Here is a 13,820-nt window from a genome sequence, read left to right on the forward strand (position 1 = left end):
GAAGCCGGCGAGATGGCGCGATGCTCGGGTGAGTCGATCAGGCTACGAACGAGCGATCGTTTTACGTGACAAACGACGCATGCCGAGAGCGGCGAGGCCGATGCCGATGATCCACGGGGATTGATTCGTGGGCGACAGGTGGCGCGTGCTGCATTGGGCGCCGGCAACATTTTCGTCAATCGCGTCCGGGGGGTCAACGTGGACGGCTTGCGGCGGCGGAGAATCGGGGTCTTCGAGCACCGAAAACATGTATGCCGAACCCGAATCGACTCCGTTGTCATCGTCGCCGTAGGCGCCGACGATGACGCGGTCGCCGTCCATGCTTGCCGCAACGCCGAAGAGCTGACCCGGCAAGCCGTCGTTGGGAAGGTATTTGAACTTCTCCGTCCACACGTCGTCGATCAATTGGTACGCGTACGCGGACCCGGAATAGTCGCCATTGTCGTCATCCCAAAAGGATCCAATGGCGGCCATGTCGCCCCAGACGGCCACGGACGAACCGAATGTCTGGGCGGCATTCTTGTCTTTTGGCATGATGATCGCTTCTTCGCACCATTGCCCGCTATACCGGCCGAAAACATAAACCGCGCCCGAATCTATGCAGTTGGAATCCTTGTAGGGTGCGCCTATGAAAGCCTTGTTTCCGTACAATGCGACCGAATATCCGAAGGTATCACCGGTATTGGCGTCGCTTGCCGTCAAGTGTGCTTGCTGGATCCAAATGCCGTTGTTTTCTCCATACGCAAAGACGGCGCCTGCATCCAAGCCCGATCCGTCGTCCCATGCTCCGATGAGTGCCGTCGTGCCATAAAGAGCCACGGCGCCACCGAAGTAACCGAATGGGCCGCCCGCGCTTGGCAACAGTTTTGACGTCTCGGTCCAGCTCGTGCCGTTGAATTTGAAAACGTACGCGGCGCCGCCGTCGGTTCCGATCGAATCCGAACTGGGGGCGCCGATGACAGCGACGTTTCCTTCGAGCGCGACCGCATAACCGAATTGATCGCCGGCAGCCCCGGTGCTCGGAACCAACTTGGCCTTGAGCGACCATACTTTGTTCGCACGCTCGTAGACGTACACGGCCCCCGTTTTCCCGTTGCTGCCTGCAGCTTCGGACGCACCGACGAGCGCCCGGTCGCCGGAGACTGCCACCGAAATGCCGTAGTAATCACCCGGCTTGCCATCTTTGGCTATGAGCTTGGCTTCTTGCGCCCACACGCCACCGTCGTCGACGAATATGTATGCAGAGCCCGAATCTCCGCCCATGTCGTCATCGAACACGGCTCCCACGACCGCCGTCGTTCCGGAGATGCCCACCGACACTCCAAATGAATCGTATATGCCACCGTCCGACGGGAGCAGTTTTTTCTGAGGCAGAGCATTTACTTCGGGGCCGTTCGACTGCGGCTCGAGGGAAGGTGCTCCGCTGAAAGCCGATCGTTTTTTCGAAGGTGGCCGCGCTCCGCTCTGCGTCACGTCCTCTCGAAGGGCCGTGTCGACATCGGACTCTCCGACGTCCATCGGCTCTCCGCCGCAACCCGTCGCGAGGGCCATGGCTGCCACGATTCCACAACGTACTCCGAAGCTCCGCATGTCTCGCATCATCATGACATCGTTCCTTCTGTGCCTTGCCAACGAACGCAGGATAACACGATTCTACCGATGCGTGCGATTCAATAGCCAGTCCGATCTTGCGTGGGCACGCTGTTGTCCCCACCCAGCATGCTGGCCATGCGCCGGTTGCATCGCATGTTCGTCGAGTTGCCCGACGACATCGTTCGACGCGCGCATCTCGGCAAGGTCGCTCTGGTGATTGGCACATATTCATGCTATCCGCAGCAATCCGTACGGCTCACCTCCGGGCCTTGGACGATCCGAATCCTCACCGACAAACCCTGACCGCGAGTCCGTTGCTGCACCAAGGGCGAGCATAACATTCGAAAAAGCGAATGATTCCAGGAGCATCATGTCGACTCCCCATATCAGTGCGAAACCAGGAGACTTTGCCGACGTCGTGCTCATGCCCGGCGATCCATTGCGTGCCGAACACATCGCCAAGACGTACCTCCAAGATGCCCGCCTCGTAACATCTGTGCGAAATATGTACGGCTATACCGGAACGTACCAAGGCAAACCCATATCGATCATGGGTCACGGGATGGGTATTCCGTCGTGCTCCATTTATGCCACCGAGCTCGTGCGGGAATATCGAGTTCGCGCGCTCATTCGTATCGGCAGTTGTGGAGCTCTCGCGCCTGCGGCCAAGCTTGGTGACGTCATTCTTGCCATGGCCGGGTCGACCGATTCCAAGGTCAATCGCATGAGGTTTTTGGATCACGACTTTGCGGCGATTGCGGACTACGAATTGCTCGTGACTGCTGGGCTCGTGGCGAAGGAGCGACAAATTCCGGTGCACGTGGGCAACGTGATGTCCACGGACTTTTTTTATCACCCGCAGACGAATCTGCTCGATGTGGCAGAAAAAATGGGCATCCTGGCGCTCGAAATGGAAGTCGCCGGCCTCTATGGCGTGGCTTGGGAGTACGGCGCAAAGGCGCTCGGTATGCTCACCGTGAGCGATCACCTTCGACGAAATGAGCACATGACCACGGAACAGCGGCAAACCTCTTTCGATTCGATGATTCGCCTTGCGCTCGAAACGGCAGTGCGCGCATGAATTCGGTCACCTTGGTAAACGACGATCCCATTCTCGATCGATTCGTCAATCTGCTCGTTCACGAACACGAATGCCACACGGTCATTCTTTACGGCTCGCGAGCGCTTGGGCTGCATTCGGCCGACAGCGATTACGATTTGCTGGGTATTCGTCAAAATGGCGAAGACACCCGTGATGCTCGTTTCGTGGACGGCGTTTTTCTGGATGCTTTCATTCGTTCGGAAAAGTCCATCGAAGCTCGGGCGCATGCTTTCTTGCACGTGCGCGGAGGCGTTCCGCTTCTGGATCCTCACGGAATTGGCGCGCGGCTATTGTCAGAGATAGCCTTGGCGCTCGAATCACCGCCTCCGGAAATTCCGCGCGCCGAAATCGACGCGCGTCGAACGTGGTGCACGAAGATGCTCGGACGAATCCGTCGCGCTACGCCGGACGACGTCGAAGCGCATTATCGCCGCCATTGGTTGCTCGTCGAGCTCTTGGAATTGTATTTCGTCCTTCGCGGTCGTCACTATTTGGGGTCCAAGGAAAGTTTTCGATGGCTGTTCGAAAACGACGAAGCGGCTTGGTGGGCATTTGCGGCGGCGCTGGCTCCGGAGGCGAATATCCAGGACATCGATATGCTCGTGGGGCTGGTGCTAGAGATGCCGAGCTGAGAGCAGCGCTTGCTCTTCCTCTTCCTCGTTTGGACATCAGAGTACACGAAACGGGGCATTGTTGGCTTCCCATTGACGGATATTCTTGGCCAACTGGCTCGCCAGCCAATCGGCATTGTCGAGCGATGCGCGTAGAATGGCCGCGATCTGCTCGCTTCCCGGATTGCGACTACCCAGAGTTCCGCGGCGCAGGCCGATAGCAAGAATATCGATTAGATCGTGCCCTTGACACACGAGCCAGGGGTCGACGGTAGGCAATGTATCGACCAGCGCCTTTAGCTTTGCCATGTCCATGGCCACCTGGTTTGCCGCAGCGTCGAAGAGTTCGTCCGGGTTGAACGACCAGTTTGGTTTTATGAACCTGAATGGGCGAAGGTTGGAGAAGCCGATTCCAATCCCATCTCGTGCTGACAACCACCGCAACTGCCCAAACGGCAAGGCGATTCGTAGAAGGTTGTCACGCACGGCACCGTGTTTTTCTTCAAAACGTTTGATTGCGTGGCTATCCCCATATTCTGCAAGAAGTCGTTCCAATGCAGATGAGCGAACCAGCGATGCATCAAGATCCCGTGACTCTGTATAAATGAGATTCGTCGATGGAAGTCGGCACCCATTCAACGAAGCACAATCGTCATCGCAGACGCCGAGGGCACCGCGGAATTGTTTTGCGTCGAGGCGCTGAATGCCTCCCTCGACGGCAGGTTTCCCGCCCGCAATGACGATTTCACAAGCGTTTCGCGTGATACGACCGCGAAAAAACCGGCTGTCATCGTCACCCTCAACAACGAGGAACGCGCCTGAATAGCCGCCAATGCGCGAAAACAAGATTTCGGTTTCGACTTCTCCCGGACCTTTGAGTGCTGACAAGCTCATGTGTCGATGTCCGCCGTGAGTGGCACCATGAGATCCGAACGATCCCCAACGATGAACGGCGAATGCGTTGCCACAATTGCATCGAACTCTGCTGTCTTTGCGATTTCGAGCAGCTCCGGCAGATATTTCTTCTGCCATAAGACGTGCAATGATAACTCGGGTTCGTCGATTAACACGAGTGTCCCGGGTTTGACGCGGAAGAGCAGATCGTAAAGCTGCACGAGCTCGTGTTGCTCCCCCGAGGAAAGCGAATCAGGCTCGATCGGCGCGCCATCATGTCCCAGAACGACAAACCCTTCTTGTCGGCTGATCTGGATCGATTTGTTGCGGAATTTCCCATTCACGTTGTCTAGAAGCAGCGTGATGCGTCGGGACAGATCACCGAGGACCTCAAGTTTCCGTTGCGTGTCTTCGACGTAAAGCGACATCACATTGCTTTGTACGGGATCGAGTACGTCAAGACTCTCGATTTCAAAGGGGCTGGACGTTGCCGCGTCAAGCAGGCCGATTTTTTGCAATTGTGCCCGCTTGTCGTTCAGAGCACTCATGCGCGATTTGAGGTCCGAAGACACCAACCCAGTTTGTCCCCTCGTCTTGAGCAATCGTTGCGGAAAAGATTGATCGAGTGATTGGGATTCCGTAGCATACCTTGCGAGCGCTTCGGTGATGCGTGCATGCAGATCACGCGCGTATTCGCGCACAGTTGGAATGAAAGCGCCGCGCTCATCTACGAAATTCATTCGTAACAAGCGCTGAGTTTCGATTAGATGCACTTGAACACGGGTGCGTAAGTCCGTGAGCCATTTTGGTCCCATAATTCGCCGTGCCGCATCGGTAGCACCGGATGGTTTTCCCTGAAAGGGACTCTGTCCGTGTCTCCCAAATGGCTCCCAGATGGCGTCCCAAGCAAATGACGTAATTGCTGGTTTCGCTTTCTCGATTGTTATCGTGCCATCGCGGGTTTTGGTTCCCGATTTTAATGATACCAATATGGGTTGATTGTCGTTGTCACGTTCATCGCCAAATTTGTCTGGGATTAGCGACAACAACCCATCGCCAGAGAATTCAATTGACAACTGTTTAAATGGCACTTTGGCCAGTTGTTCATATTCGCCGCTAAATACCGCCGCTATCAGCTTCAACAATACCGTTTTCCCAACACCATTCGGCCCATGAACAATCGTTACCCGATCGTCCAAATTCAACGGAATGTCGTGGTTGTACAAGCCGAAAAGACCCTCGACCTTTACGCGTTTTACGCGAAGGACCGGGGCGTTCGTTGTCGCCGTCCGCTGGAGCCGCTCTCCCATGACGAGCCACTTATAGCAGACCATCCGAACCGCAAGACAAAACTCGACAACTCAGGCGTTTCACTCAGCCTCGAGGGTTCATCTCATTCCCCATTGCTCCCATCCCGCATCGCAGTCAGTGTTGCCCCCATGTTCGATCGGTTTTTGCGCGCTTGTCGCCGCGAAGAAACAGATGTCACCCCCGTGTGGTTCATGCGTCAGGCCGGCCGTTACATGGCCGAATACCGCGCACTTCGCGAAAAACACACGCTCCTCGAATTGTGCCGCACGCCCGAGCTCGCACTCGAAGTCACCCTTCAACCGCTGCGCCTCGGCATGGACGCCGCCATCCTCTTCGCCGACATCCTCTTGCCGCTCGAACCGATGGGCGCCCCGTTCACGTTCGCCAAAGGCGAAGGCCCCGTCATCCACGAGCCCGTACGCACGCGCGAAGCCATCGAAAAACTGCGCATCATCGAACCCGAAGAAGGCCTCGGTTACGTGCTCGAAGCCATCCGGCTCATTCGCCGCGAGCTCGAAGGAAAAACCCCACTCATTGGATTTGCCGGCGCGCCCTTTACCATCGCCAGCTACCTCATCGAGGGCGGTCGCTCGTCCGATTACTTTCACGCCAAACAAATGATGTGGGGCGACCCTGCGCTTTTTTCGCTCCTGATGAGCAAAATCTCCGAAGTCGTTCGCCGCTTCCTGCGCGCGCAAATCCAAGCGGGCGCGCAAGCCGTGCAGCTCTTCGATTCCTGGGCCGGCGCACTTTCTCCCGCTGACTACCGCGAGCACGTCGCGCCTCACGTCAGCCACATCCTTCGCGACGTCGAGACCATGGGCGTGCCCGTCATTCACTTCGGCACGAACACCGCCACGCTCCTCGAAGCGCAACGTGATGCCGGTGGCACCGTGATCGGCGTCGATTGGCGCACTCCGCTCGCCGAAGGTTGGAAGCGCATCGGCTACGATCACGCCATCCAAGGCAACCTCGATCCGCTGCTGCTTTGCGCTCCGCGCGATGTTGCCGCCAAACGAGCGCGCGCGATCCTCGATGAAGCCGCAGGACGACCCGGCCACATCTTCAACCTCGGCCACGGCATCATCCCTCAAACGCCCGTCGACAACGTCAAAGCTCTCATCGACGTCGTCCACGAATACCGCCCGAAGAGCGCATCATGACGAGCCGTCACATCGCGGTCCTCGGTGGAGGCATCACGGGCCTCACGGTCGCGTATCGCCTGCTTTCATCGGACAAGCGTGAAGGTTTGTCCGTCACGCTCATCGAAGCCAAGCCGCGCCTCGGCGGCAACATCATCACCGAACGTCGCGATGGGTTCGTCGTCGACGGCGGCCCCGATTCGTTCGTCGCAGCAAAACCGCAGGCAACCGCGCTCTGCAAAGAGCTTGGCCTCGGCAGTCGCCTCATCACCACCACCGAGAAAAACCGGCGCGTGTACCTGTTGCGCCACGACAAACTACACTCGCTCCCCGAGGGCCTCGTACTCACCATCCCCACGAGATTTTTGCCGTTCGCCACGAGCCCCATTTTTTCGTGGCGAGGGAAAGCTCGCATGGGCCTCGACCTCGCCCTACCGAGGCGCCCGAACACGCAAGGCGACGAATCGGTCGGCAGCTTCGTCAGGCGCAGGCTTGGACAAGAAGCGGTCGACGTTCTCGCCGATCCGCTTCTCGGCGGCATCTACGCCGGAGACATCGAAAAGCTCGGCATTCGCAGCACGTTTCCGCAGCTTGCCGAGCTCGAAGACAAACATGGCAGCTTGATTCGCGGAGCGTTGGCGCAGCGCCGCAAAGCCGTTCGTGGTGCTCCACCTCCAAGCCCCTTCCATTCGCTCGAAGGCGGCATGGGCGAGCTCGTCGATGCGCTCGAAGCGAGCATTCGCAAAGCGGGTGGCAACATCATCGTTGGTGCTCCAATCATTTCGATGGCACCTCCATCCGAACGATCGTCGGGACGATGGACCCTGCGTTTTCGCTCATCGGATGGTGCGGAAGAATCGCTGATCGTCGACGGTGTCGTGATGACCACGCCTGCGCATGTCGCGGCGTCCGTGTGCGAGCCTTTCGATGCGGAGCTTGGCGACATGCTTCGCGGCATTCCGTACTTGTCGACGGCCACCGTTGCACTTGCGTATCCACGATCCGCCGTGCCTCATCCGCTCGACGCCGTGGGCATCATCATTCCGAAGGACGAGCGTCGTCGTATTCTCGCGGCCACGTTCATCTCGAGCAAGTGGAAGGCGCGAGCTCCCGAGGGATCGGTGCTCTTGCGCGTATTCGTTGGAGGTCATAGGGATCCGTCACGTCTTGCGTCGACCGACGACGAGCTCGCATCTCTTGCGCGTGAAGAGCTCGGCCGGTTGCTGGGTGTGCAAGCGGAGCCGCTTTTCACGCGTGTTTTTCGCTACGACCAAGCGAACGCGCAGCCTATCGTGGGCCATGCCGACCACGTGCAGCGCATCCGGCAGCGAGCCGAGCGGCACCCGGGCTTGTGGTTTGCCGGCGCAGCCTTCGATGGCGTGGGGATTCCGGATTGTGTTCGGCAAGCGAACGATGCGGCGGAGCTCGTTCTGCGAAGTAAGATCTGACTACCTATTCTGCAACGAGGCTCTTCCTCCCCCTCTCCCTCGTAGGGAGAGGGGGTCGGGGGGTGAGGCATGTGCGAGCTACTCGGGATGGAGTGCAACGTCCCAACCGACATCATTTTTTCGTTCTCGGGTCTTCGTCAACGCGGCGGGAAGACCGGGCCGCACAAAGACGGCTGGGGTTTGTCCTTCTACGACGGCCTTGCCGCGCGCATTTTTCTCGACCCCGAACCCGCGGCGGAAAGCCCGCTCGCACGGTTCATCGCGCAAAACCCCATCAAGACGAAGCTCGCCATCGGTCACGTCCGCAAGCGCACGCGCGGTCGCACGAGTTTGGCGAACACGCATCCGTTCGTGCGTGAGTTATGGGGACGTCACTGGGTTTTCGCGCACAACGGAACGTTGCCTCGGGTTCGTCGCCACAAACTCGGCCGCTTCACGCCCATTGGCAACACCGACAGCGAGCACGCATTTTGCGTGTTGCTCGAAGACTTGCGGGCCAGGTTTCCCGCCTATCCGCGCGCACCGAAAGAGCTCTGGCGAGCGGTCGCCGAAGTGGCGGGACGCATTGGGCAAGACGGGACGTTCAACTTCTTGCTCGGCGATGGTCGTCATCTCTACGCTCGATGCCACACGCGCCTTTGCTACATCATCCGCAAGGCTCCGTTTGGTACGGCGCATCTTGCGGACGACGACGTGGCCGTCGACTTTTCTTCCGTGACGACACCGCGCGATCGCGTTGCAGTCGTCGCCACTGCACCGCTCACCACGAACGAGACTTGGACGCACGGCAAGTCGGGGGAAATGTGGGTCTTCGATCATGGCCGCCTTCTTGCGACGTTGCCTTCATCGAGCGCGACATGAGCAATCGGCGCGCATCCCCACCACGCTCGAGACGAGGGTATGCAATGCAGCTTGACGTCTGTGTGCTGGCATGGATACGCTTGGATCTGGAGGTTGATCCGGAATCAGGGATACGCCTCGTGAGCCGACGATTCGCGACGCGTAGTACCTCGCGAATCGGCCCCTCAGGGGTGAGTTGCGATGGCTCGATGATTCGACCCATGGCGCACGCATACCGGGCTGAACACGCGTGAACGACTTCGACGAAAAGACTCGCGTTACGCAGGTCGTGCAGCCCCAGCCAGCCGGTGGCGTCGGGGCAAAGACCGCGACTGATTGCCTCGTCGTCATTTACACGAAAGAGCCTACGCTCTTGGGCAAACGCTTTACGCTCGACAACAGCCCGACGCGTGTTGGCCGAGGTGGCGACAACCAGATCGTTTTGGACGGCGACAGCGTATCGCGCAGACACGCGCAGTTCAAACAGAAGGGCGATGCGTGGGTGCTCGTCGACGATGGGAGCACCAACGGAACGTACTGCAACGACGAGCAGATCACGCGTGAGGTTGTCCTGAAAAACGGCGACCGCATCAAGGTCGGCCCCACGATCTTCAAGTACTTCTCCGGGGCGGACGTCGAAGCCCAGTACCACGAAGAAATCTATCGGATGACCATCATCGATGGTCTCACGCAGATCTACAACAAGCGCTACCTCTACGAAGCGCTCGAACGCGAGCTCATCCGCGGCAGAAGGCACGAACGTGAACTGTCCGTGCTCATGTTCGACATCGACCACTTCAAGCGCATCAACGACGTGCATGGTCATCTGGCGGGCGACTACGTGCTCAAGGAAGTCGCGCGCGTCGTGCAAGCACGCATTCGACGCGATGAAGTGTTCGCTCGTTACGGCGGTGAAGAGTTCGCCATCATCTTGCCCGAAACGCCCATCAGCGGAGCCGTCGCGCTCGCCGAAACCTTGCGCCAAAAAGTCGCCGATCACGCCTTCGTCTTTCAGGCCGACAGCATCAAGGTCACCATCAGTCTCGGCGCGGCGCTCATGGAAGACGGCGATCGCGCCGCATCCGATCTCATCAAACGCGCCGACGAAAAGCTGTACCAAGCCAAGCGCACGGGCCGTAACCGCGTGTGCTCCTGAGCAAGCGAGGCACGCTCGTCGGTCGTTCGACGCAGGGATCGAACGCTCGCCGCTGATCAATTCAGCACGCAATCGTGCTACGAACGAATGCATGCCGCTCAGCGAGTTTCCGCAACCTGCGGAAGAGGCGTCGGGAATCGACCTTCCCGACATTCGCATCACTCCTCCTGGCCCAGCATCGCGCAGCGCATTCGATCGTCTCGAACGCGTCGAATGTCCCGCGTTTGGACATCGTCGCGAAGCTCGTGAAGAAGCCAGCGGCGTGAACATGACCCCCGTCTTTTTCACGTCGGGCAAAGGCGCGAACCTCTTCGATGTCGATGGCAACAGGTACGTCGACCTCGCAGCAGGCTTCGGTTCCGTGCTCCTCGGTCATGGCGCTCCATCGGTCGCGCGTGCGCTCGAAGCCCAAGCGGATCGCATGCTTCAAGCCCTTGGTGACCTCTATTCGGCGGACATTAAAGTTGCGCTGCTCGAACGCCTCGCATCGATCCATCCAGGGCAATCACCGCGCGTTCTCTTGTGCCAAAGCGGAAGCGATGCCGTCTCTGCGGCGCTCAAGACCTGCGTGCTCGCGACGGGCAAACCTGGCGTCGTGGCGTTCGAAGGCAGCTATCACGGCCTTGGTTACGGCCCTCTTGCTGCGTGTGGTCTTCGTGAAAGTTACCGCGCGCCCTTTGCCGCTCAGCTCAATCCACACGTCACGTTCGCTCCATATCCCAAAGCCGAGACGGACCTCGACGCGTCGCTTTCGGCCGTTGAAAAGTCTCTTGCGCGAGGTGACGTCGGCGCTGTTCTCGTCGAGCCCATTCTTGGTCGCGGTGGTGTCGTCGTTCCTCCGAATGCCTTCTTGACGGGTTTGTCCGAGCTTGCTCATCGCCACGGCGCGCTCGTCATTGCCGATGAAATCTGGACGGGTCTTGGTCGTACGGGAGCGATGCTTCGTTCGAGCGCCGCTGGAGCATCCGCGGACGTCGTGGTCGTTGGAAAAGGTCTTGGAGGTGGGCTTTCGATTTCGGCATGCATCGCGCCCGACGCGGTCATGCAGGCATGGGCGCGAGGTGGTCAAGTCGTGCACACGTCCACGCATGCCGGTGCGCCTTTGCCGTGTGCCGTGGCGATCGCGGTGCTCGATTCGCTGCGTTTCCGGCGGCTCGTACCGAACGCGGCGGAAGTTGGAGCTCGAACGAAAGCGTATCTTCAGGGCGTGCTTGCTGGAGCGCCTGGTGTCGTCGACGTGCGAGGCCAGGGTCTCATGCTCGGCGTCGCGTTCGAAAATGGTGCTCTCGCGCTTCGCGTCATGCACCGAATGCTCGAGCTTGGGTACATCGTGACGACTGGTGGGCCTCAGGGTGAAGTCATCGTGTGGACGCCGGCGCTCACGATTGCCGAAGAGCAGCTCACGGCGGCTGCCGACGCCATGAAGGTCGCGCTCGCTTGATGCGTGCGCATTCTTTTGGTCCTGCTACGACTCGCGCGTGACACCGCGGCAAACAAGCGATTCGCTGCACCAGCGCGTGCGCCTATTCATCGAAGCATCGCTCGATGGTTCGGCGACCGAAACGTTCGATGATCTCGCGCTCGAGATTGCGCGTTTTCAAGCGGCGCACGTGCCTACGTTTGCTCGATATTGCCAGGCGCGCGGCGTGGACCTTTCGTGCGTCGAGCACGCGCGCTCCATTCCGGCGTTGCCCGTCGATGTTTTCCGATTGGCGCGCATTGCGGTGCATTCTCCCGAAGAGGATCGGCGGGTTTTTCGCACGAGTGGCACGTCGCAAGGAAAGGAGGCGCGTGGCGAGCATCCCATGCGCACGACGGCGACGTACGAGCTTGCTGCATTGCGGTGGGCCGAGCGAATGCTTTGGCCCGATGGTTTACGTTTCTACGTTCTCGTGTTGGCGCCGAGTGCAGCCGATGCTCCCGATTCGTCGCTTTCGTTCATGATCGAAAAGTTTGTCGAAGCCGTAGGCGAGCGGGGAGCATATTCCGGCCATTGGGCGGCCCATGTGGTGAATGCCGGGACGCTCGACCTCGATAGTTTGCAAGGTGCCATTGGAGATGCTTCTTTTCTCGGCCATCCGGTGCTCGTATTGGGCACGTCGTTCGCGTTCGTGCATGTGATTGATCGTGGCGGCGGACGTAATCTTCGGCTTCCGCCGGGCAGTCGCGTCATGCAAACCGGTGGATTCAAAGGTCGTTCGCGTGAAGTTCGTCCGGATGATTTGCGGCGCATGCTCTCCACGATTTTTGAATTGCCCGAAACGCACATCGTGGGCGAATACGGCATGACGGAATTGTCGAGCCAGCTTTACGAAGGCACACTTTCGGCTGCATTGGGTGCTCGGGCCGAAGGAAAACATGGCGTGTATGTCGCTCCGCCCTGGCTATTGGTCGATGCGGCCGATCCGGTGACGCTCGAGGCATTGCCTCAGGGAGAAACGGGCATCTTGCGATTCGTGGATTTGGCCAATGTCGATTCGGCCGTTGCCATTCAAACCATGGATCTCGGGCGCGTGACGGAAGCGGGCGTCGAGCTATTCGGGCGAGCGCCTGGAGCGATGCTGCGCGGCTGTTCGCTCGCCGTCGAAGACCTTTTTGTCAAGGGTCAGCCGTGACCCCGGTTCGAGCCCGAGCGCGTGTTTGGTGCGTCATTCGCGCGGCTCGGCGAATTCAGGATTCGTCGGATGTACTCGGCCAAGAGGCGCGGGCGCGACTTCCTTCCGTGACGAGTTTGTCTTCCGAATCCATTGAATTGGCGTTACGCGAGCATCTTGAAACGCGTCCGACCGAAGCCGAACTGGACGCCCTTTTGGCGTCGACGACCGAAGCCCCTGTTTGTCATGTCGTCCTTTCGGCCAACGTGTTCACGGCGCCTCTTCGCGCATTGGCGCTCGCGGTCGCGACATCCGAGCGAGTGTACGTGCGGCCGTCGCGCCGCGATCCCGTCGTCACGGAATTGCTCGTCAAAGCGCTGGCGGACGATCCGGAATTTGCTTTGCATGGCGGCCATGTCGAAATCGTGGAATCAATTCGGCCCGAGCCGCTCCATGAATTGCATTTGTATGGATCGGACGAAAGCATTGCATCCATTACGGCAGGATTGCCGCCGGGGGTCGTCGTTCGAGCGCACGGAACGGGGATTGGTATTGCGGTAATCGGGGCAAGTGTCGATATCGGCAGCGCCGCAAATGCCTTGGCGCGAGACGTCGTCGTATTCGATCAGCGAGGGTGTTTGTCGCCGCGTTTTGCCTTCGTCGAGGGTGACGCCGTCCGTGCGGAAGTGTTTGCCCTAGCATTGCACGAGGCACTCGGGCGCTTGGCCGAGCGGTATCCGCGAGGTGTAATGGATTCAGGCTTGCAAGCGGAAATGGCGCAATATCGAGCCACGATGCAGGCAATCGGTTCGTATTGGTCGCATTCCTCGCATGCCGTGGGATTGGATCCAGCTCCACGAGCGCTCGTATTGCCTCCGGCCGCGCGTTTCGTGCACGTCGTGCCGGCCAATGTTCAAAATATCGAAGCGCTGCTTTCCCCGTGGATTCGCTACGTGACGGCTGCGGGCATGGACGACGAAGGCGAGCTTGCGTCGGCGATTTTGAAGCTCGTACCGAACGCTCGCGTGAGCCGTTTGGGATGCATGCAGAGGCCGCTTCTCGATGGGCCGGTGGATCGGCGCACGTCATTGCACGTTGCTCGATGACGCGTGGCATTCGAGCTACGCTG

General features: G+C 59.2%; 13 protein-coding genes. 10 read left to right on the forward strand and 3 right to left on the reverse strand.

From position 1 onward, the window contains the following. Positions 1 to 42: 42 nt before the first annotated feature. A complete protein-coding gene (locus IPM54_17230) occupies positions 43 to 1,605 on the reverse strand; it encodes an FG-GAP repeat protein (protein MBK9261534.1) in 1,563 nt (520 codons plus the stop codon). A 123-nt stretch (positions 1,606 to 1,728) separates the two neighbouring features. Between IPM54_17230 and IPM54_17235 the strand changes: the two genes are divergently transcribed. From IPM54_17235 to IPM54_17245, 3 genes are all read left to right on the forward strand, one after another. After that, the gene (locus IPM54_17235) at positions 1,729 to 1,896 is read left to right on the forward strand and encodes a hypothetical protein (GenBank protein MBK9261535.1); all 168 of its coding nucleotides are present in this window, start codon (positions 1,729 to 1,731) and stop codon (positions 1,894 to 1,896) included. 67 nt (positions 1,897 to 1,963) lie between these two features. Further along, positions 1,964 to 2,674, forward strand: a complete 711-nt coding sequence (gene deoD, locus IPM54_17240; GenBank protein MBK9261536.1) for a purine-nucleoside phosphorylase — start codon at positions 1,964 to 1,966, stop codon at positions 2,672 to 2,674. Beyond that, positions 2,671 to 3,327, forward strand: a complete 657-nt coding sequence (locus IPM54_17245; protein MBK9261537.1) for a nucleotidyltransferase domain-containing protein — start codon at positions 2,671 to 2,673, stop codon at positions 3,325 to 3,327. The genes deoD and IPM54_17245 overlap by 4 nt, the downstream gene beginning before the upstream one ends. Before the next feature lie 36 nt (positions 3,328 to 3,363). Here the strand turns inward: IPM54_17245 and IPM54_17250 are convergent, their stop codons facing one another. Then, the gene (locus tag IPM54_17250) at positions 3,364 to 4,200 is read right to left on the reverse strand and encodes a DUF4435 domain-containing protein (protein MBK9261538.1); all 837 of its coding nucleotides are present in this window, start codon (positions 4,198 to 4,200) and stop codon (positions 3,364 to 3,366) included. Continuing rightward, complete coding sequence (locus tag IPM54_17255) at positions 4,197 to 5,510, reverse strand: AAA family ATPase (GenBank protein ID MBK9261539.1); 1,314 nt, start codon at positions 5,508 to 5,510, stop codon at positions 4,197 to 4,199. Before IPM54_17255 ends, IPM54_17250 begins: the two co-directional genes overlap by 4 nt. Positions 5,511 to 5,639: 129 nt before the next feature. Between IPM54_17255 and hemE the strand changes: the two genes are divergently transcribed. The 7 genes from hemE (at position 5,640) to IPM54_17290 (ending at position 13,797) form a co-directional block, all read left to right on the forward strand. Continuing rightward, positions 5,640 to 6,674, forward strand: coding sequence for a uroporphyrinogen decarboxylase (gene hemE, locus IPM54_17260; protein MBK9261540.1), 1,035 nt, complete (start codon positions 5,640 to 5,642; stop codon positions 6,672 to 6,674). Continuing rightward, positions 6,671 to 8,101 carry a protoporphyrinogen oxidase gene (gene hemG / locus IPM54_17265; protein MBK9261541.1) on the forward strand — a complete coding sequence of 477 codons (1,431 nt, stop codon included), beginning with the start codon at positions 6,671 to 6,673 and terminating at the stop codon, positions 8,099 to 8,101. Before hemE ends, hemG begins: the two co-directional genes overlap by 4 nt. Positions 8,102 to 8,170: 69 nt before the next feature. Beyond that, a complete protein-coding gene (locus IPM54_17270) occupies positions 8,171 to 8,962 on the forward strand; it encodes a class II glutamine amidotransferase (protein MBK9261542.1) in 792 nt (263 codons plus the stop codon). A 229-nt stretch (positions 8,963 to 9,191) separates the two neighbouring features. Further along, positions 9,192 to 10,097 carry a GGDEF domain-containing protein gene (locus IPM54_17275; protein MBK9261543.1) on the forward strand — a complete coding sequence of 302 codons (906 nt, stop codon included), beginning with the start codon at positions 9,192 to 9,194 and terminating at the stop codon, positions 10,095 to 10,097. Positions 10,098 to 10,188: 91 nt separating this feature from the next. Then, entirely contained in the window at positions 10,189 to 11,538 is a 1,350-nt protein-coding gene (locus IPM54_17280; GenBank protein MBK9261544.1) for an aspartate aminotransferase family protein, read from the forward strand. 37 nt (positions 11,539 to 11,575) lie between these two features. Further along, complete coding sequence (locus IPM54_17285) at positions 11,576 to 12,712, forward strand: acyl-protein synthetase (GenBank protein MBK9261545.1); 1,137 nt, start codon at positions 11,576 to 11,578, stop codon at positions 12,710 to 12,712. Beyond that, on the forward strand, positions 12,709 to 13,797 hold the full coding sequence (locus IPM54_17290) for a proline dehydrogenase (protein MBK9261546.1): 1,089 nt from the start codon (positions 12,709 to 12,711) through the stop codon (positions 13,795 to 13,797). Before IPM54_17285 ends, IPM54_17290 begins: the two co-directional genes overlap by 4 nt. The last annotated feature ends 23 nt before the right edge of the window (positions 13,798 to 13,820 follow it).

It is taken from the genome of Polyangiaceae bacterium (assembly GCA_016715885.1).
In the GTDB taxonomy this organism is placed as follows: Bacteria; Myxococcota_A; Polyangia; order Polyangiales; family Polyangiaceae; genus Polyangium.

Bases quoted from the DNA above. Each gene is read 5' to 3' on its own strand.
- hemG (MBK9261541.1), top strand. From the start codon at position 6,671: ATGACGAGCCGTCACATCGCGGTCCTCGGTGGAGGCATCACGGGCCTC.
- hemE (MBK9261540.1), top strand. From the start codon at position 5,640: ATGTTCGATCGGTTTTTGCGCGCTTGTCGCCGCGAAGAAACAGATGTC.
- IPM54_17245 (MBK9261537.1), top strand. From the start codon at position 2,671: ATGAATTCGGTCACCTTGGTAAACGACGATCCCATTCTCGATCGATTC.
- deoD (MBK9261536.1), top strand. From the start codon at position 1,964: ATGTCGACTCCCCATATCAGTGCGAAACCAGGAGACTTTGCCGACGTC.
- IPM54_17270 (MBK9261542.1), top strand. From the start codon at position 8,171: ATGTGCGAGCTACTCGGGATGGAGTGCAACGTCCCAACCGACATCATT.
- IPM54_17230 (MBK9261534.1), bottom strand. From the start codon at position 1,605: ATGATGATGCGAGACATGCGGAGCTTCGGAGTACGTTGTGGAATCGTG.
- IPM54_17250 (MBK9261538.1), bottom strand. From the start codon at position 4,200: ATGAGCTTGTCAGCACTCAAAGGTCCGGGAGAAGTCGAAACCGAAATC.
- IPM54_17255 (MBK9261539.1), bottom strand. From the start codon at position 5,510: ATGGGAGAGCGGCTCCAGCGGACGGCGACAACGAACGCCCCGGTCCTT.
- IPM54_17235 (MBK9261535.1), top strand. From the start codon at position 1,729: ATGCGCCGGTTGCATCGCATGTTCGTCGAGTTGCCCGACGACATCGTT.
- IPM54_17280 (MBK9261544.1), top strand. From the start codon at position 10,189: ATGCCGCTCAGCGAGTTTCCGCAACCTGCGGAAGAGGCGTCGGGAATC.